The 18,463-nt window shown below is 58.0% G+C and carries 17 protein-coding genes; 15 read left to right on the top strand and 2 right to left on the bottom strand.

The window, feature by feature from the left end:
• Nucleotides 1–42: 42 nt before the first annotated feature.
• The 13 genes from murG (at nucleotide 43) to nrdR (ending at nucleotide 14,781) form a co-directional block, all read left to right on the top strand.
• Complete coding sequence (gene murG, locus RUH64_RS11635) at nucleotides 43–1,164, top strand: undecaprenyldiphospho-muramoylpentapeptide beta-N-acetylglucosaminyltransferase (RefSeq protein WP_313813523.1); 1,122 nt, start codon at nucleotides 43–45, stop codon at nucleotides 1,162–1,164.
• A gap of 2 nt (nucleotides 1,165–1,166) precedes the next feature.
• A complete protein-coding gene (gene murC / locus RUH64_RS11630) occupies nucleotides 1,167–2,564 on the top strand; it encodes a UDP-N-acetylmuramate--L-alanine ligase (protein WP_313813522.1) in 1,398 nt (465 codons plus the stop codon).
• Nucleotides 2,565–2,597: 33 nt separating this feature from the next.
• The gene (locus RUH64_RS11625; protein WP_313813520.1) at nucleotides 2,598–3,332 is read left to right on the top strand and encodes an FtsQ-type POTRA domain-containing protein; all 735 of its coding nucleotides are present in this window, start codon (nucleotides 2,598–2,600) and stop codon (nucleotides 3,330–3,332) included.
• A 221-nt stretch (nucleotides 3,333–3,553) separates the two neighbouring features.
• Nucleotides 3,554–4,741: a cell division protein FtsZ gene (gene ftsZ / locus RUH64_RS11620; RefSeq protein ID WP_313813519.1), complete on the top strand. Its 1,188-nt coding sequence runs from the start codon at nucleotides 3,554–3,556 to the stop codon at nucleotides 4,739–4,741.
• A gap of 20 nt (nucleotides 4,742–4,761) precedes the next feature.
• Nucleotides 4,762–5,520: a polyphenol oxidase family protein gene (locus RUH64_RS11615; RefSeq protein WP_313813517.1), complete on the top strand. Its 759-nt coding sequence runs from the start codon at nucleotides 4,762–4,764 to the stop codon at nucleotides 5,518–5,520.
• Between the two features lie 87 nt (nucleotides 5,521–5,607).
• Nucleotides 5,608–6,159, top strand: a complete 552-nt coding sequence (locus tag RUH64_RS11610) for a cell division protein SepF (protein ID WP_313813516.1) — start codon at nucleotides 5,608–5,610, stop codon at nucleotides 6,157–6,159.
• Nucleotides 6,160–6,183: 24 nt separating this feature from the next.
• Nucleotides 6,184–6,480 carry a YggT family protein gene (locus tag RUH64_RS11605; protein WP_313813515.1) on the top strand — a complete coding sequence of 99 codons (297 nt, stop codon included), beginning with the start codon at nucleotides 6,184–6,186 and terminating at the stop codon, nucleotides 6,478–6,480.
• A gap of 226 nt (nucleotides 6,481–6,706) precedes the next feature.
• Entirely contained in the window at nucleotides 6,707–7,447 is a 741-nt protein-coding gene (locus RUH64_RS11600) for a DivIVA domain-containing protein (RefSeq protein ID WP_313813514.1), read from the top strand.
• Nucleotides 7,448–7,556: 109 nt separating this feature from the next.
• Nucleotides 7,557–8,141 carry a signal peptidase II gene (gene lspA / locus RUH64_RS11595; RefSeq protein WP_313813512.1) on the top strand — a complete coding sequence of 195 codons (585 nt, stop codon included), beginning with the start codon at nucleotides 7,557–7,559 and terminating at the stop codon, nucleotides 8,139–8,141.
• Nucleotides 8,138–9,085 (top strand): RluA family pseudouridine synthase, encoded by a 948-nt coding sequence (locus RUH64_RS11590; protein WP_313813511.1) that lies wholly within the window; start codon nucleotides 8,138–8,140, stop codon nucleotides 9,083–9,085. The genes lspA and RUH64_RS11590 overlap by 4 nt, the downstream gene beginning before the upstream one ends.
• A gap of 119 nt (nucleotides 9,086–9,204) precedes the next feature.
• On the top strand, nucleotides 9,205–12,768 hold the full coding sequence (gene dnaE, locus RUH64_RS11585) for a DNA polymerase III subunit alpha (RefSeq protein WP_313813510.1): 3,564 nt from the start codon (nucleotides 9,205–9,207) through the stop codon (nucleotides 12,766–12,768).
• An 88-nt stretch (nucleotides 12,769–12,856) separates the two neighbouring features.
• The gene (gene hisD, locus RUH64_RS11580) at nucleotides 12,857–14,209 is read left to right on the top strand and encodes a histidinol dehydrogenase (RefSeq protein ID WP_313813509.1); all 1,353 of its coding nucleotides are present in this window, start codon (nucleotides 12,857–12,859) and stop codon (nucleotides 14,207–14,209) included.
• An 83-nt stretch (nucleotides 14,210–14,292) separates the two neighbouring features.
• Entirely contained in the window at nucleotides 14,293–14,781 is a 489-nt protein-coding gene (nrdR, locus tag RUH64_RS11575) for a transcriptional regulator NrdR (RefSeq protein WP_313813508.1), read from the top strand.
• Nucleotides 14,782–14,854: 73 nt separating this feature from the next.
• Here nrdR and map read toward each other — a convergent pair whose 3' ends face one another.
• Entirely contained in the window at nucleotides 14,855–15,730 is an 876-nt protein-coding gene (gene map / locus RUH64_RS11570; protein WP_313813507.1) for a type I methionyl aminopeptidase, read from the bottom strand.
• 131 nt (nucleotides 15,731–15,861) lie between these two features.
• Here map and RUH64_RS11565 point away from each other — a divergent pair, with 131 nt between their 5' ends.
• Entirely contained in the window at nucleotides 15,862–16,056 is a 195-nt protein-coding gene (locus RUH64_RS11565) for an SPOR domain-containing protein (RefSeq protein WP_313813505.1), read from the top strand.
• 83 nt (nucleotides 16,057–16,139) lie between these two features.
• Here the strand turns inward: RUH64_RS11565 and panB are convergent, their stop codons facing one another.
• The gene (panB, locus tag RUH64_RS11560) at nucleotides 16,140–16,976 is read right to left on the bottom strand and encodes a 3-methyl-2-oxobutanoate hydroxymethyltransferase (protein ID WP_313813504.1); all 837 of its coding nucleotides are present in this window, start codon (nucleotides 16,974–16,976) and stop codon (nucleotides 16,140–16,142) included.
• A 134-nt stretch (nucleotides 16,977–17,110) separates the two neighbouring features.
• Here panB and glnA point away from each other — a divergent pair, with 134 nt between their 5' ends.
• A complete protein-coding gene (gene glnA / locus RUH64_RS11555; protein ID WP_313813503.1) occupies nucleotides 17,111–18,451 on the top strand; it encodes a type I glutamate--ammonia ligase in 1,341 nt (446 codons plus the stop codon).
• Nucleotides 18,452–18,463: the final 12 nt, after the last annotated feature.

The raw sequence follows: 18,463 nt of genomic DNA, 5'->3' as shown, positions 1-18,463 counted from the left end.
TGGCCACCAACTGGCTTTGTACCCTAGGAGTAGAACTACATCATGAGCGATACAATTCGTCTGGTCGTCGCGGGCGGCGGAACTGCCGGACATATTTCGCCCATGTTGGCCATCGCCGACGCGGTCAAGGATGAATTCCCTGAAGCGCAGATTACCGCAATCGGTTCCCCGGGCGGACTGGAAACCCGGCTCGTTCCAGAAGCCGGTTACAATCTGGAACTCATTCCAAAGGCGCCAATGCCCCGCAGCATTAGCCTTGACATGTTCAAGTTTCCGTTTAGGTTCATGAAGGCAGTCAACGGGGCCAAAAGGGTGATGAAAGAAAACAACGCCCAAGCGCTGCTCGGCGTGGGCGGCTACGTCTGCACCCCCGCCTACGTCGCTGCAAAGAAACTCGGCATCCCGATTTTTGTCCACGAGGCCAATTCCAAGGCCGGGATGGCAAACAAGGTCGGCGCCAAGTCGGCGGTTGCCGTCGGCACCACCTTTGCCAATACCGGACTGCCCGGTGAGGAGCAGGTGGGGATGCCCATGCGCTCGAATGTTGCGCACATGGACCGCACGTCGCTGCGCGAGGAAGCCCGATCCTTCTTCGGCATCACGGACGAGAATCCGCTGTTGCTGGTCACCGGTGGATCTTCGGGTGCGCAAAGCATCAACACCGCGGTCGCTGCAAGCCTGGACAATTTGGCGGCGGCGGGAATCAACGTCGTACATATCACCGGCCGCGGCAAGCAGATTTTGGATGATCATGGCCGGCTGTTGACCCATGATCGGTACACCCAGGTTGAATACGTCGACCGGATGGAACTTGCCTACGCGGCAGCGGACCTGATGGTCTGCCGTTCCGGAGCCGGAACCGTCTGCGAACTTGAAGTTGCAGGCACGCCCTCGGTGCTAGTCCCACTGCCGATCGGCAACGGCGAGCAGAAGCTGAACGCACGTGAACTAGTGGCGGCCGGGGGTGCACTGCTGGTAGACGACAAGGACTTCACGAAGGCCTACATCGACGAGACCGTCGCTGCACTGCTTGTGGACGCGGATAAACTTGAACAGATGTCCCTCTGCGCCGCAGCGTTGGGTAAACGCGACGCCGCACAGAACATGGCACACAAGATCATTGCTGAAATTTCATCCCGCGGCACTGTGGGACAGGAAGGCTAATCATGTCGAATCGAGCTGATCAGCTCAATGCTGAACTAGGCAAAGTGCACCTTATGGGTGTCGGCGGCGTCGGTGTTTCGGCGGTAGCCCGTCTGCTGCTCGACTACGGTCTGAGCGTTTCGGGTTCCGACGCAAAGGACCTTCCGGTGCTCGATGACCTACGCGCACGCGGGGCACGCATCAACGTCGGCTACGATCCAAGCAATCTCGACGACGCAGACACCGTGGTGATCTCTTCAATCATCAAACCGGGCAACGCCGAATATGATGAAGCTGTTTCCCGCGGACTGAAGATCTTGCATCGTTCCCAGGGCCTTGAGGCGGCTATGCGTGGACACGACATGATCGTGACGGTTGCTGGAACCCATGGCAAGACCACCACTACTTCCTTGACGGCTCACATGCTCAAGAGCATCGGCGCGGCGCCGAGTTTTGCCGTCGGAGCGAACATTGCAAGTCTGGGAACCAACGCGGAACTGGGCACGGGAAATTATTTCGTCGCCGAAGCCGATGAATCCGACGCGTCATTCCTGAACTACCGACCCGACGTGATCATCGTGACCAACGTCGAGGCCGACCATCTGGACCACTACGGCACTGCCGAGGCGGTGCACCAGGCATTTGTCGACTTCGCAGACCTCTTGCCTCCGGACGGACTGCTGATCTGCTGCGCCGACGACCCAGGCGCCAACGACCTCGCGCATAAGATGCGTGAGCGCCGCCCGGATATTCGGGTTCAGACCTACGGATTTGCGGAGCACGCCGACCGCCGACTATCCGATGCCCATGTTCGCGATGGTGGAAGATTCGCCGCCACGATTGAATGGGGCAGCGGACAGGAGTATGTCTTGAACCTCGCGGTGCCAGGAGCACACAACCTCCTCAACGCCGCTGCAGCGCTTTCGGTCGGCATAAACGCCGGGGTGGACGTAGACGAGGCACTGGACGCGTTAGGCAGCTTCAGCGGCGCAGCTCGACGCTTCGAATTCAAGGGCGAAGCCGCTGGCATTCGAGTTTACGATGATTACGCGCATCACCCCACCGAAGTTACCGCAGCGTTGAAGGCCGGCCGTGCTGTGGCAGAAAACGGCAAACTTCACGTGATTTTCCAACCGCACCTTTTCTCGCGCACCCACGAGTTCTATCGTCAATTTGCTCAGGCGCTATCCCTGGCAGATACCGTAACCCTCTTGGAAATCTATCCCGCACGCGAAGAACCGATCCCCGGTGTCACCAGCGAGCTGATCGCCGAGCGTGTTGAAGTGCCAGCCAAGGTGCTTGGACCTGAGCAGGCGGTGGCACACGTGTCGCGGTTGGCGGAATCAGGGGACATCATCATGACCGTTGGAGCCGGAGACGTCACCTATTTGGGTCCACAACTATTGGACGCACTTGCCTAAGTCCTAGTCCCTCTGAGTCAGCTAAAGGAACCAATGGACCACAACGCCAAGGTTGTTGAACTACCACAAAGCCCAGAGAAGAAGCGTCGAAAAATTCTGCTGATCTCGGCGGCTGTAATTGTCGTGCTGAGCCTGGTCACCGTTTTGGTATTGAGCTTTTCGCCGCTGCTGGCGGCAAAGCACATCGAAGTGACCGGAACCAAGCTGATGAATGAGAAAAAGGTTATGGAGTCTCTCGCACCTCTTGAGGGAACTCCATTGCCGCGAATCTCAGAATCAAAGGTCACGGAGCTGTTGGGCGATCAGCCGACGATTGAAGGTGTGGTGGTTCGGGCGCAAATGCCCGACACATTGGTTGTTGAGATCATTGAAGCGGTGCCAGTTGCGATCTTGGTCGATGGAGACTCCGACTACCTGGTCTCGGAGACCGGTACCAAGCTCAAGAAGCTTGGCGAGAAGGACGAGACCAAACTGCCGAGAATAAAAGCTTCGGATGCAACAAAAGATCCGGAGAAGTTCAAAGAACTTGCCGGCGTTCTCTCCGGTGTTGACGAAAAGATCTTGGAGCAGGTCTCTACTGCAAGCTTGACCGAAGCGGGCTTTGTTGAGCTTGCCCTTCCCAAGAAACATGTCTTGATTTGGGGTAATGGAGATAACGCAGCATTGAAGAACGAAGTGTCCAAGATATTCCTCAAAGATCTGAAGGAAAACAAGCTGGCCAAAAAGACCGTCGACGTGTCAAATCCGGAAAATCCGGTGACGTATTAAGTCGGTTCATTCTGGGCGCGGGATGAACAGTCTTGCGAAAAATTCTGGAAAGATAGTCTTGAATAAACGACACGCCTAGAGGCGGTCGTTGCACTAAGGCGACATGACTCATAGCGTTCTAACTAGCGATAGCTTGACAGGAACCGAACCTTAAGGCTAAAGGTGAAGGTTTTACGCCTGAGTCGTGAATTATGTAGCACATCTAACAAGGGAAGCGGGACGTGGCAGCTCCACAGAACTACCTCGCGGTCATTAAAGTCGTCGGAATCGGCGGTGGCGGTGTAAACGCAGTCAATCGTATGATCGAAGTCGGTTTGAAGGGCGTTGAATTCATCGCCATCAATACCGACGCTCAGGCACTGCTCATGAGCGACGCCGACGTGAAGTTGGATGTAGGACGCGAGCTCACTCGCGGCCTCGGCGCCGGCGCCAACCCTGAGGTTGGCCGTCAAGCAGCAGAAGATCACGTAGAAGAAATCGAAGACGTCCTGCGCGGAGCAGACATGGTCTTCGTTACCGCAGGCGAAGGCGGCGGCACCGGTACCGGTGGAGCTCCCGTCGTTGCGCGCATCGCACGCTCCTTGGGTGCGCTGACCATTGGTGTGGTTACTCGACCATTCACCTTCGAAGGCCGCCGCCGTGCAAACTCTGCAGAGTCCGGCATTGAGGCTTTGCGCGATGAGGTCGATACCCTCATCGTGATTCCAAACGACCGTTTGCTGTCGATCTCCGACCGCAATGTTTCGGTACTGGACGCATTCCGCCAGGCAGACCAGGTTCTGCTCTCCGGCGTGCAGGGCATCACCGACCTGATCACCACCTCTGGTTTGATTAACCTTGACTTTGCCGATGTGAAGTCAGTGATGCAGGGTGCAGGTTCAGCGCTGATGGGCATTGGTTCCGCGCGCGGTGAAGATCGTGCGGTTAAGGCTGCCGAGCTGGCAATTGCCTCGCCACTGCTGGAAGCATCCATCGACGGCGCCCACGGCGTGCTGCTCTCGATTCAGGGCGGTTCCGATCTGGGCCTGTTCGAAATCAACGAGGCTGCCCGACTGGTCCAGGAAGTGGCCCACCCGGAGGCAAACATCATCTTCGGCGCCGTCATCGACGATGCGCTCGGCGATGAAGCACGCGTCACGGTGATTGCCGCCGGCTTCGACGAGCCGGATGTTACGAGCAAGCCAATGGCACCGGCGGCTGCAGCTAAGCCAGCTGTCGCACCGCGTCCGGTGGAGCCAGCAGTCCCTGCAGCTCCGGTTGAGCCAGCTGCTCCAGCACCCGCGCCAGCGCCGGTTGCTGAAGAAAAGCCTGCTGCTGAACGCAACTCCTTCCAGGACCTGCCAGACGTCGTCGACTCGGACCTCAATGGTTCCAACGATGACCTGGATGTTCCTGACTTCTTGAAGTAGACACCGCAAGAAGACTAGAAGTGCTACATTTCGCGTCGAACCTCGATCCTAGAATTCAACTGGCGTTCACAACACAAGCCGAGGGAAACCTCGCCCTGCATGTGAATGACGACCCCGAAACAGTGGGGGAGAACCGTGCCAGATTGGAAGATTCGATCGGGGTTCGACGTTTTTCTTTACATTTCATGAATCAGATTCATTCCACCGTGGTGCACCCTGCAGAACGGGTGGAGCGAAGCAGCTGGGCAACACCTGCGGCACCGACCTGCGACGCATTGGTTGACGCCAGCGGGGAACAGGCGCTGGCGGTCATGGTTGCCGACTGTCTTCCGGTATTGTTCGTCGGCCTGTCTGAGGAAACGCAACAAACTGTTACGGCAGTAGCGCATGCAGGCCGCAGGGGGCTGCTGGATGGAATTCTGACCAGGACCGTTGAGCAACTGCGTGGGTTCGGAGCATCCAAAATTGAGGCTGTTATTGGCCCTGCCATATGCGGCCATTGCTATGAAGTACCTCAAGCGATGGCCGAAGAATCAGAACTTATGCGCCCGGGAATTCGTTCACTGACCACCTGGGGTACTGACTCGTTGGATCTTCCAGTCTCGGCGCAGCAAGAGCTGGAAAATCTCGGCGTGTGGGTGAGGCAAAGCAATATTTGCACCTTGGAGGACGAGCGATTTTTCTCATATCGACGTTCTGAAAAATCGGGCAGACTCGCCGGACTCGTTTGGGCAGATTCCCGGCCCGGTGCGACACGCCGACCAGAAAAAAGCGAATGAACATTGCTACTCGAATTCATTGCGATAGCGTCGAAGTAGCGGAATCATGCATGGGGTGCATGCACGGGACAAACGAGGAGAAGTATCGTGGCTGACGGACTGCGTAAGGCAATGGTCTACCTTGGCTTGGCGGATGCCGTCGAGCATGAAGAAGCACCAGTTGAAAAGCCGGAACCGCGGCCTCAAGTCCGTGTAGTCGAAGATCCTGCTCCTAAGCGGCCGGCGGAAACCCCCCGCCCTCAACCCGTAGTGCGATCTGCAGCTCCGCAACCAACTACCCCTGAGCCGGATGCCGAGTATCGTGCACCGGTGACTCCGATCAAGCGTGCCCCTTCAGTGAGGGATGAGGATTCCGAATTGCGTCAGATTACTACCGTGCACCCTCGTTCTTACAACGATGCAAAGATCATCGGTGAGAACTTCCGTGACGGCATTCCGGTGATTATGAACGTCACCGACATGGGCGAAACCGACGCCAAGCGTTTGGTTGATTTCTCGGCTGGCTTGGTCTTTGCGCTTCACGGCTCGATCGAGCGCGTGACCAACAAGGTCTTCTTGCTCTCGCCATCGACGGTTGAAGTGCTGGGCGAGGACCGTAAGCAGTCAGAGGCTCAAGCAACATTCTTCAACCAGAGCTAATACACCAGGAGCGAGCGCACAAATATGGTGTTCGGGATCATCTATCTCGCTTTGGCAGTCCTGCAGATTCTCCTTCTTATGCGGATTGTGTTGGATATAACTGAAAGTTTTGCTCGGCAATGGCGCCCCAAGGGCATCGCCTTGGTCGTGGCATCGGTAATCGTCTCGATCACCGATCCGCCGCTTCGGTGGCTACGTCGACGAATTAAGCCATTGGATATCGGTGGAATCCGGCTTGACCTGTCCTTTTTGATTTTCTTTATTGTTGTGATCATTGCAAAATTGATCGTGGCAAATATTGGAGCAAGTACTGGCATCTGAGTTGGAAATTCTCTTTGATTAGAGGGATTGTCCGCAGGTGTTTGGCAAGGTAGATTCAAAGAAATGAGACTCGGGGTTGGACTTGGTTTCGTAATTAGTGACCAAATCGTTATACCCTTGAGGAAATAGTGCTCCGACTTCACCGGTCGCGACACTGAAGAACGGTAAGTGTTTCATATGGCAAACCACATGACATGTGAAAATGACCCAGTATTGAGGTGACCAAATGGCTTTGACGCCAGAAGACGTTGTCAATAAGCGCTTTCAGCCGACTAAGTTCCGTGAAGGCTACGACCAGGACGAGGTAGATGATTTCCTCGACGAGATCGTGGTGGAGCTCCGTCGCCTAACCGGTGAAAATGAGACTTTGCGCCGTCGTCTAGCTGATCTTGGTGAGGACGCTAACGCAGTGGCCAAGGAGCAGGCAGTGCCTGCACCGGTATCCGCAGCTCCAGCCGCCAAGCCAGCTGACGAGAAGAAGCCAGAAGCTAAGCCAGCTGAAGAAGCCAAGGCCGCAGCTCCTGCAGCCAAGCCAGCAGAAGAGAAGAAGGCTGCCGCCCCTGCTCCTGCTGCTAAGCCAGCAGAAGAGAAGAAGGCCGCAGCCCCGGCTGCTGCACCAGCAGCACCAGCTGCTGCCGCTCCTTCGGCAGAATCTGCAGCCAACGTTTTGGCAATGGCACAGCGTCTGCACGACGAGTACGTCGCTTCGGGCGTTGAACAGCGCGACAAGATCATCTCCGAAGCCAAGACCGAGGCTGACTCCTTGGTCAACTCGGCTGAGGAGAAGAGCCGCAAGACCCTTTCCGCCCTTGAGCAGCAGAAGTCAGTACTTGAGCGCAAGCTCGAGCAGCTGCGTGGCTTCGAGCGCGACTACCGTGCACGTCTGAAGACCTACATCGAAGGCCAGCTGCGCGACCTGGAGTCGCAGGGCTCGATCGACGGTTCGGCAGGCAAGGCTGCTAACTAAGTGCCGTTCGTTCAATAATTGAACACGTCATAAAGTAAGATCAACGGTGGTGCACGGATTTCATCCGGCACCACCGTTGACGTTTTAAAAGGAATTGATGGGAAACAGCGTGGGCGAATTACCACTTGGCAACGCAGGGTCGAAAACACGACGCTATACGATCTTGGGACTGTCGATCGCATTGCTTGCCTTGATCATCGATCAGGGAGTCAAGACGCTGGTTGCCAACAACATGCAGCTGGGCGATCTCATTGAAGTAATCCCGGGCTTCTTTTCAATTAACTACATCCTGAACCCTGGTGCAGCGTTCTCCATGGGGGAGAACTTGACCTTTCTCTTCGCGCTGCTGCAGGCGGCAGTCGCGGTTTACGTCACCTACCTGTTATTCCGCAAGGTGAAGGTCCTGAGCTGGGCCATTGCACTCGGTGCGTTGCTTGGCGGCGTGCTTGGCAACTTGGGCGACCGAATTTTCCGCGAACCCTATTTCGGATTTGGCCACGTCGTAGACATGTTCGCCGTCAACCATTTTGCGATATTTAACGTAGCTGACTCATTCATTGTTTGTTCGATGATCGCCGTTGCCTACTTGCTGATCCGAGGGGTGAACTTCGACGGCACCATCGGCGAGCAGTCAAAGAGCAAGGATGGAAAGTCTCAGTCGACCGACCAGAAGCCGGCGGACCCAGAAGCATGAGCGGAGCCATTGAAGCGTCTCATCACGACCTGATAGTCGATGATGCCGACAGCGCATCGCGGCTCGATGCCTATCTGGCCCGAACCCTGAACATTCCGCGCACCCTAGCCTCATCCTTGTGCAAGGACTCTCATGTGCAGGTCAACGGGAAAATCATTGCCAAGTCACTAAAACTTAAGGCCGGGGACAAGCTGTCGGTGGACATTCCGGCGCAGGCCGATCCGCTGGAGATAAGGGTAGAAGCCGTGGAAGACCTGAAGATCATCGCCGATGACGACGACTATGTTGTGATCGATAAGCCGGTTGGTGTCGCTGCGCATCCTTCCCCGGGCTGGGTTGGGCCAACCGTAGTCGGTGCGCTCATGGCCGAGGGATACAACATCTCGACTTCGGGTGCTTCGGAGCGTCAAGGTATCGTGCATCGGCTCGATGTTGGCACCAGTGGGCTGATGGTGGTGGCTAAGACCGAGCGGGCCTACACGGCGCTGAAGCGAGCATTCAAGGAACGAACGCCAAAGAAGATCTACCACGCGGTGGTTCAGGGCCTGCCAGACCCACTGGAAGGGACCATTGACGCACCCATCGGCCGCCATCCCGGCCACGACTGGAAGTTCGCCGTGCTTGATGGAGGACGCAACTCGGTGACCCATTACAAGGTCGTCGAGGCGTTCGGTAGGGCAAGCCTGGTGGAAATACATTTGGAAACAGGACGCACCCACCAAATTCGAGTGCACTTCTCCGCCTTTGGGCATCCATGCGCCGGCGATCAAACCTATGGGGCCGACCCCAAGCTGTCTGCGGCGCTGGGTCTGACTCGACAGTGGCTGCACGCAAAACGTCTCGGGTTTGAACACCCGGTCAGCGGCCAATGGGTGGAGTATGAAAGCCAGTACCCAGCTGACCTCGACGGCGCACTCGAATTGCTGCGCGAGGGAACCTACTAAAGTACATTTCTACGCAACGGATCGACACCGCGCCACGCGCTTATCGGTCCGTTTGCCGTGTTGCCCACAGTCCGAGTCGGCGCCACCGTTTACTCAGATTCTGTGGCTAGACTAGATGGGTGAGTGCGACACGTGACGGATTTGTTCATCTTCATACCCATACCGAATACTCCATGCTTGATGGAGCGGCCCGACTAGGCGAACTCTTCGCCGAGGCGAACCGCCAAGGTATGGAAGCCATGGCGATTACCGACCATGGATACCTCTTCGGCGCTTTTGATTTTTGGCGTCAAGCCACCGGTGCCGGAGTCAAACCAATCATCGGCGTAGAAGCCTACGTAGCTCCCGGAACCCACCGCACCGACAAGACACGTGTTAAGTGGCGCACCGAAGAACGCCAAAAAAGCGACGACGTCTCCGGCGGTGGCCTGTACAACCACATGACGCTGCTCTCTTACAACAACAAGGGCATGGACAACCTCTTCAAAGGATCCTCCCGCGCATCCTTGGACTCGGTTTTTGGCAAGTACCCCCGCTGGGACCGGGAGTTGCTCAACGACCACCACGAGGGCCTGATTGCGACCACCGGCTGTCCCTCGGGAGAGGTCCAGACCAAACTTCGCCTAGGCCAATACGATGCTGCCAAGGCCGCCGCCGCAGAATTCCAGGACTTGTTCGGCAAAGAGAACTACTTCTGCGAACTAATGGACCACGGGCTGGAGATCGAACGCCGTATCACCAAGGATCTGCTGCGCCTGGCCAAGGAGCTGCAGATCCCGCTGGTCGCTACCAACGACCTGCACTACACCCATGAGGCCGATGCCAAGGCCCACGAAGCACTGCTGGCCATCAACTCTGGTTCCACGCTTGATGAGCCAACCTACGACCAGGGCGGCAGCCGCTTCGCCTTCAGCGGTTCGGGCTACTACCTTAAGAGCGCCCGTGAAATGCGCGAACTGTTCAAGGAATTCCCAGAGGCTTGCGACAACACGCTGGACATTGCCGACCGCGTTGAACTGACCTTCGACACCAATGCCAACTACATGCCGAAGTTCCCTTGCCCGCCGGGGGAGGATGAGACCAGCTGGCTGATCAAGGAAGTCGACAAGGGCCTGGCCTACCGCTACCCCGGAGGCATTCCCGAGGATGTCCGCAAACAGGCGGACTATGAACTGGGAATCATTATCAAGATGGGCTTCCCCGGCTACTTCCTCGTTGTGGCCGACTTCATCAACTGGTCCAAGGACCACGGCATTCGCGTCGGACCGGGGCGAGGCTCCGGTGCAGGCTCCATGGTGGCCTACGCCATGCGAATTACCGACCTCGATCCGCTGCAGCACGGCCTGATCTTCGAACGCTTCCTCAACCCGGAACGTGTCTCCATGCCCGACTTCGACGTCGACTTCGATGATCGCCGCCGCTCGGAAGTAATTCACTATGTGACCGAGAAGTACGGCGATGAGCGCGTATCGATGATCGTCACCTACGGATCGATTAAGACCAAGCAGGCCCTGAAGGACTCCTCCCGTGTCCTCGGCTACCCATTCAGCATGGGCGAAACCCTGACCAAGGCCCTGCCTCCGGCGGTGATGGCCAAGGACATTCCGCTAAACGACATCGAGAACCCCCAGTCCAAGCGCTATTCAGAGGCCGGGGACTTCCGCAACCTGGTTGCCACCGACCCGGAAGCAAAACGCGTCTTTGAAACGGCGAAGGGTCTTGAGGGCCTGAAGCGACAGTGGGGCGTACACGCTGCAGGCGTCATCATGAGCTCAGACCCGATCATTGACGTCGTGCCGATTATGCGGCGCATCCAGGACGGCCAGGTCATCACCCAATTCGACTACCCAACCTGCGAAGGTTTGGGTCTGATCAAGATGGACTTCCTGGGTCTGCGAAATCTCACGATCATTTCCGACGCCCTGGCAAATGTTAAGGCCAATAAGAACGTCGAGATTGACCTTGAAACACTTGCGCTGGATGACGCTGAAACCTATCAGCTGCTGGCCCGTGGCGACACCCTGGGCGTGTTCCAGCTTGACGGCGGACCCATGCGTTCGCTGCTGAAAATGATGCGCCCGGATAACTTTGAAGACATTTCCGCAGTTCTGGCGCTGTATCGTCCCGGACCGATGGGCGCGAACGCGCACACCAACTACGCACTGCGTAAAAACAAGCTGCAAGATGTTGTGCCGATCCATCCTCAATTGGCAGAACCCTTGGAGGACATCCTTGGCGGCACCTTCGGCCTGATCGTGTATCAGGAGCAGGTTATGGCCATTGCGCAGAAGCTGGCCGGCTACTCGCTCGGCCAGGCAGATATTCTGCGCCGCGCCATGGGCAAGAAGAAGAAGTCGGAGCTGGACAAGCAGTTCGCAGGCTTCAAACAGGGCATGAACGACAACGGGTACTCCGATGAGGCAGTGCAGACCCTGTGGGACATTCTGCTGCCATTCTCCGACTACGCGTTTAACAAAGCTCACTCGGCCGCCTACGGTGTGGTTTCCTATTGGACTGCCTACCTCAAGGAGCATTACACCGCAGAGTACATGGCCGCCCTGCTCACCTCCGTGGGCGACGATAAGGACAAGCTGGCCTTGTACCTGAACGAATGCCGCCACCTCGGCATTACCGTGCTTCCGCCCGACGTCAACGAATCCGCACTGACCTTCACCCCGGTCGGAGACGATATCCGCTTTGGCATGGGAGCGATCCGCAACGTCGGCTCGAACGTCGTCGACGGCATGGTCCAGGCAAGGGAGGAAAAGGGGTCCTACGCAGACTTCAGTGATTTCCTGAACAAGGTCCCAGCGGTGGTCTGCAACAAGCGAACCATCGAATCGCTGATCAAGGCCGGCGCCTTCGACTCGATGGGCCACCCGCGCCGCGCGCTGGTAGCAATCCACGAAGAAGCCGTTGACTCAGTCATTCAGCTCAAGCGCAATGAAGCGGCAAACCAGTTCGACCTTTTCAGCGCGCTGGATTCCTCCGAGGCCTCCGACGCGATGGCCGTGGCGGTGCCCGACCTGCCCGACTGGGAAAAGAAGGAAAAGCTGGCCTACGAGCGGGACATGCTTGGGTTGTATGTCTCCGACCACCCGCTGCAGGGTCTCGGGTCCGCACTGGAACAGTATGCCGATATGTCCGTGACGCATGTACTTTCGGACGACGGACCGCAGGACGGCCACATCATCTCGATTGCCGGCATGATTTCTGGCCTGCAGCGGCGCATTGCCAAAAAGAGCGGCAATCCCTATGCGCGCTGCGAAGTGGAGGACCTCTCAGGCTCCATGGAAGTCATGTTCTTCGGACAGGCCTACCAGCCGATCGCCGAGGTGCTTGCGGACGACCTGATCGTGGTGATCAAGGGTCGTGTTCAACGACGCGACGATGGCTCAATTACGCTTAATGCCCAAGAAATGATGATCCCCGAGCTGTCGGAGGACGCTAATGGCGGGCCTGTGGTCATCGGCATCCCCACGCACAAGGCCACCGAGTCATTGGTCCAACAGCTGGGGGACGTATTGCGTACCCACAGCGGAAACACCGAGGTGAGGGTGAAGCTCTCGGGTAGCCGGGGCACCTCGTTGATGCGGTTGGGCATGAATTTCAGGGTCAACCCGAACCCTGCGCTCTTCGGCGATCTCAAAGTGCTGCTCGGGCCACACTGCTTGGATGTCTAAGCGCCGAACAGCTCAAGGGTGAAGCTAGATGACCGGGTGAGGTAACCAATGGATACCTCACCCGGTCATCAGCGTTAAACTAGGGTTCGTGAACTCCATTCCAGAAACCAACTTTTCCGAACTGGCAACTCTTGACTGGCGTGAGAAGGACTTCTCCTATGCCCAGCTCAAGGCCCATCTGCCGCGGCCGGCAGTCAATTCGCAGACTGCAGCCGAAGCGGTGGGGCAGATTATCGAGGACGTGCGCGCCCGCGGCATGCAGGCCCTCAAGGATCTCGCATTGCGTTTCGACCACGTGGAACTGGAACACACTCGAGTTGCCCAGGCCGAGCTGGACCGCGCGTTGGATGAGCTTGACCCACTGGTCCGCAGGGCCCTGGAAGAATCAATTTCCCGCGCCCGTGAATTTGCCGGAGCCCAGGTGCCGCAGGACGCGGTCGTCGGCTACAGCAACGGCGGCAGCGTCACCCAACGCTGGGTGCCGGTTCGCAGAGTGGGGCTTTATGTGCCAGGCGGCCTGGCGGTCTACCCATCGTCCGTGATTATGAATACTGTCCCCGCCCAAGCCGCAGGTGTACAGTCGTTGGCGTTGGCCAGCCCGCCGCAGAAAGAATTCGGCGGCCTGCCGCACCCAACCATTCTCGCCGCAGCGAAGCTGCTGGGCATCACCGAGGTTCACGCGATGGGCGGCGCCCAAGCGGTAGCCGCATTTGCCTACGGTGTAGATGTTCCACAGGACCCCCGAGGCGGCATTGAGCCGGTTGACGTCATCTCGGGCCCCGGCAACGTCTTCGTCGCCACAGCCAAACGTCTGGTCAAGGGCGTCGTCGGCATCGACGCCGAGGCCGGCCCAACCGAGATTGCGATCCTCGCCGACGACAGCGCCAACCCGGGATTCGTTGCGGCAGACATGATTTCTCAGGCGGAGCACGATGCCAATGCGGCTGCGGTGCTGGTAACCACCTCGCCGCACCTAGCAGAACGGGTGCGCGTCGAGTTGGTGGCCCAGGTCGCGGCGACCAAGCACACCGAAAGAGTGCGCGAGGCGCTGTCCGGAAGCCAGTCGGCCATCATCCTGGTCAACGATATCGCGCAGGGAATTGACGTGTGCAATGCCTATGCGGCCGAACACCTTGAAATCATGACGGCTGATTCGGAGGCCGACGCCGGGCGCATCACTGCCGCGGGCGCAATTTTCGTTGGAGATTTCGCGCCCGTGTCCCTGGGCGATTACTGCGCCGGTTCGAACCACGTGCTGCCCACCAGCGGCACGGCGCTGCATGCCTCGGGGCTGAATGTGAACACCTTCCTGAAGGCCATTCAGGTCATCAACTATGACAAAGCGGCCCTGGGCGACGTGGCTGCCCACGTGATCAATCTGGCCAATGCGGAGGATCTTCCGGCGCATGGCGATGCTGTAGCAATCAGGAATGCACTCTAGGCGCTAAACTAATACATGACATGTGAGGATTGTGCGGCTATGCTGGTCCGCAACCTCACGGTGTGCCATGAGTTGGAGGTGCCATGAACTGCCCATATTGCCGCAACGCTGATTCGCGTGTTGTTGACAGCCGAGTTGCTGATGACGGCGTCTCCATTAGGCGCCGTCGCCAGTGCACAGCCTGCACGCGACGGTTCACCACGATTGAAACCGCAAGCCTGAGCGTCTTGAAGCAATCGGGGGCCGTTGAACCGTTCTCCCGCAACAAGGTCATCAACGGCGTGCGCAAGGCCTGCCAGGGGCGACCGGTGACGGACCATGATTTGGCGATCCTGGCCCAAGAGGTGGAAGAAGCAGTGCGGACCTCCGGGGCCGCAGAAATTTCTGCCCATCAGGTTGGCTTGGCGATTTTGGAACCGCTCTCGCGGCTGGACGAGGTAGCTTACCTTCGCTTCGCCAGTGTTTATCATAATTTTCAGTCGCTGCAGGATTTTGAAACTGCAATGCAGAAGCTGCGTGAGCAGCGCAGCACCTCGCCGCAGGGAATCCAGCGTCCACTCAGCGCCGACTAGGTGCAGCAAACGCGATGAAGGCCTCGACCGCCATGGTCGAGGCCTTCCACGTCGTAACGCCTTGGTTGATCCGCTAGGGCAGGGTGAGGATTTCTGCGCCGTCGTCGGTGACCAGTAAGGTGTGTTCGAACTGTGCCGTGCGCTTTTTGTCCTTGGTGGTCACGGTCCAGTCGTCGGCCCACATATCCCATTCGATGGTGCCGAGGGTCAGCATCGGCTCGATGGTGAACACCATTCCGGGCTCGATCAGGGTGTTGTAGTCCGGGGCCGCATCGTAATGCGGAATGATCAAACCAGAATGGAAGGATTCACCCACGCCGTGACCGGTGAAGTCCTTGACTACGCCATAGCCGAAACGCTTGGCGTAGCTTTCGATGCTCCTGCCGATGACATTGATTTCACGGCCCGGCATGACAGCTTTAATGGCTCGGTTGAGCGCCATTTCGGTGCGCTCCACGAGCAGGCGAGATTCTTCATCCACGTCACCGACCAGGAACGTTGCGTTGTTGTCGCCATGGACGCCGCCGATGAACGCGGTGATGTCGATGTTGATGATGTCGCCGTCGGTTAGCACGGTGGAATCTGGGATTCCGTGGCAGATGACCTCATTCAAAGATGAGCATAGGGACTTTGGGAATCCGCGGTAGCCCAGGGTCGAGGGGTAGGCGTTGTGGTCCATGAGAAACTCGTGGCCGATACGGTCGAGCTCATCGGTGGTGATTCCAGGCTGGCAGGCTTTGCCTACTACTTCCAAGGCCTGCGCCGCTATGCGGGAGGCAATTCGAATTCTTTCGATGACCTCCGGGCTCTTCACCTCGGATGCGGTGTTTGGTGCAGGTTCTTTCTTGCCCACGTATTCAGGTCGTTCGATGTGTTTGGGAACGGGAAGCTGAGGGGAAATAGTACCGGCGCTCAAGTTTCCGATTGGTGCAGTCGCAGCAGTTGCCATGGTTTTATTCTATCGCCCGCGCCGCCGTCTGCCGGCGAGCAAAGAGCCCCGTTCACCTTGGGGAGGTAAAAACCAACGCGGATAGGTTAGCGTTGAAAGCGACAGACTCCACCATGATCAAAGGAGACGCCATGAGCTCGGTTGGAACCCCTGGCGAGGGCCAGTATTGGTACAACGTGACGACCAAGACCATTGAGCGCGGCCCGCAGTCCGACTGGTCCCGGCTGCTGGGTCCCTACGACAGCGAAGAAGAGGCCCGCAACGCCATGGCCAAGGTCCAGGCGCGCAACGAAGCGTGGGATGAGCAGGAGGAAGACGAAGAATAACGAGAATGCCGCGGGCGCTTTCTGCATCAGCAGAGAGCGCCCGCGGCATTAGGTCTCGAGCAGTTCAGCGCAGGGCCGGCTGTTTACTTGTCGAACTCGTAGTCAGCACTCGGGAACTGCCCCGACAATACGTCCTGATGGTAGGAGCTGACGGCCTGGGAGACGACGGAACGAAGATCCGCATACTTTTTGACGAATTTTGGTGTGCGATGGCCGCCCAGGCCAAGCATGTCCTGCCACACCAGCACCTGACCGGTGGTGGAGGACCCCGCGCCGATGCCGATGGTTGGGACACGCAATGCGGCGTCGATTTCGGCCGCGGCCGGGCTTGGCACCATTTCCATCAGGATGCAGAATGCGCCGGCATCCTGCAATGCGATGGCATCTTCCTTCATGATCTGTGCGGTGTCGCCGCGTCCCTGGATGCGATAACCGCCCAGGGCATGTTCGGACTGCGGGGTAAAGCCAATATGTCCGATGACTGGAACACCTGCAAGCACCATTGCCCGCACATGCTCTGCGTAGGCCGCGGTGCCTTCCATCTTCACCGCGTGGGCATGGCCCTCTTTCATCAGGCGCACAGCGGTCTCGACTGCCTGCGCCGGGGACTGCTCATAGCTGCCAAAGGGCAGGTCCGCCACCACCATGGAGCGCTTGGCACCGTTGGCTACGGCCTTGGTGAAAACGATCATTTCGTCCACGCTGATGGGAAGGGTGGACTCGTAGCCTATGACGGTGTTGGCTGCAGAGTCACCGACCAGCAAAATTTCTATTCCAGCAGAATCAAAGATCTCTGCCATCATGACGTCATAAGCGGTTAACATGGCAAATTTTTCGCCGCGTTCTTTTGCTTGCTGTAGATGGTGAACCCGAATGCGAGACGGGCCTTTCTCAGGGTTCGCTACATATGGTTGAGGCATGAAATGACTGTATCGCACTTGGAGCAGGCGATGCGTGCACCTGCGCGGGTGCTAAAAGATATAGTCTTGCAACAGGTCATGATTACTACCGGCCCAGTAAGCGCCGGATTCGAGGATTTACAAGGCGGTGGAAGATGGATCGTCAGCAAGAGTTTGTGCTGCGCACCATTGAAGAACGTGACGTTCGTTTTGTGCGTATGTGGTTTACCGATGTGGTGGGCTCGCTCAAATCGGTCGCACTGGCTCCGGCAGAGGTGGAAGACGCCTTTGAAGAGGGGCTGGGCTTCGATGGTTCGTCAATTGACGGCCTCTCCCGCATTTCCGAATCTGACATGCTGCTGCAGCCGGACCCGGCCACCTTCCAGCTGCTGCCGTGGCGCGGCGAGGTGGAGCCAACCTCCAGGATGTTCTGCGACATCCTCACTCCGGAGGGCCAGCCGTCGAATGCCGACCCGCGCCAGGTGCTCAAGCGTCAGTTGACCGAAGCCGCTAATATGGGCTTCACCTGCTACACCCACCCCGAGATAGAGTTCTATCTGCTCAAAAACGCAGAACTCGATCAGCACGGTCGTCCTCAGCCAATCGACAACGGAGGATATTTCGACCACGTGCCGGACGGGGTTGGTCAAGACTTCCGCCGCGCATCCGTGACGACCCTGGAAGCGTTGGGCATTTCGGTGGAGTTCTCCCACCATGAGACCGGCCCGGGCCAGAACGAAATCGACCTGCGTTACGCAGACGCCCTGCAGACGGCCGACAACATCATGACCTTCCGCACCGTCATCAAGGAGATGGCAATGCAGAAGGGCATCCACGCAACATTCATGCCAAAGCCATTCGCCGAGCACCCGGGCAGCGGCATGCACACGCACTTCTCGCTCTTCGAGGGAGACGCCAACGCATTCTTCGAAGCCGGCCGTGAATACCAGCTCTCGGATGTCGCCAGGTCGTTCATCGCGGGCATCCTGCACCACGCCCAAGAGCTGACAGCCATCACCAATCAGTTCGTGAACTCCTATAAGCGCCTGTGGGGAGGGGGAGAAGCCCCAAGCCACCGCTCATGGGGGCACAACAACCGTTCGGCCCTGCTGCGGGTGCCGCTGTACAAGCCGGGCAAGGGACAAAGTGCACGCGTGGAGTACCGCGGCATCGATTCCGCTGCCAATCCCTACCTTGCCTATGCCTGCCTGCTCGGCGCTGGCCTGAAGGGCATCCGCGAAGGCTACGAATTGGAAGAACCAACCGAGGACGACGTATGGAGCCTGTCCACGGCGGAACGACGCGCCTCGGGCCACGTCCCATTGCCGGGCAGCCTGCATGACGCCCTGCGCGCCTTGGAAGAGTCGGAATTGATGGCAGAAATTCTCGGCGAACAGGTCTTCAATTCCTTCCTCGCCAACAAGCGCACCGAGTGGGAAGAGTACCGACAGGTCATCACCCCGTACGAACTGGACAAGTACCTGGGGAACCTCTAAACCCCACTCAGC

It is taken from the genome of Glutamicibacter sp., from assembly GCF_032154645.1.
Taxonomy (GTDB): domain Bacteria; phylum Actinomycetota; class Actinomycetes; order Actinomycetales; family Micrococcaceae; genus Glutamicibacter.
The sequence above is the reverse complement of the archived record's forward strand: the minus strand, read 5'-3'. Positions and strand labels throughout refer to the sequence as shown.

Excerpts from the sequence above, each read along its gene's own strand:
- glnA (WP_313813503.1), top strand. The coding sequence starts at position 17,111 with ATGGATCGTCAGCAAGAGTTTGTGCTGCGCACCATTGAAGAACGTGAC.
- RUH64_RS11625 (WP_313813520.1), top strand. The coding sequence starts at position 2,598 with ATGGACCACAACGCCAAGGTTGTTGAACTACCACAAAGCCCAGAGAAG.
- RUH64_RS11565 (WP_313813505.1), top strand. The coding sequence starts at position 15,862 with ATGAGCTCGGTTGGAACCCCTGGCGAGGGCCAGTATTGGTACAACGTG.
- RUH64_RS11600 (WP_313813514.1), top strand. The coding sequence starts at position 6,707 with ATGGCTTTGACGCCAGAAGACGTTGTCAATAAGCGCTTTCAGCCGACT.
- murC (WP_313813522.1), top strand. The coding sequence starts at position 1,167 with ATGTCGAATCGAGCTGATCAGCTCAATGCTGAACTAGGCAAAGTGCAC.
- RUH64_RS11605 (WP_313813515.1), top strand. The coding sequence starts at position 6,184 with ATGGTGTTCGGGATCATCTATCTCGCTTTGGCAGTCCTGCAGATTCTC.
- RUH64_RS11590 (WP_313813511.1), top strand. The coding sequence starts at position 8,138 with ATGAGCGGAGCCATTGAAGCGTCTCATCACGACCTGATAGTCGATGAT.
- murG (WP_313813523.1), top strand. The coding sequence starts at position 43 with ATGAGCGATACAATTCGTCTGGTCGTCGCGGGCGGCGGAACTGCCGGA.
- nrdR (WP_313813508.1), top strand. The coding sequence starts at position 14,293 with ATGAACTGCCCATATTGCCGCAACGCTGATTCGCGTGTTGTTGACAGC.
- map (WP_313813507.1), bottom strand. The coding sequence starts at position 15,730 with ATGGCAACTGCTGCGACTGCACCAATCGGAAACTTGAGCGCCGGTACT.
- panB (WP_313813504.1), bottom strand. The coding sequence starts at position 16,976 with ATGCCTCAACCATATGTAGCGAACCCTGAGAAAGGCCCGTCTCGCATT.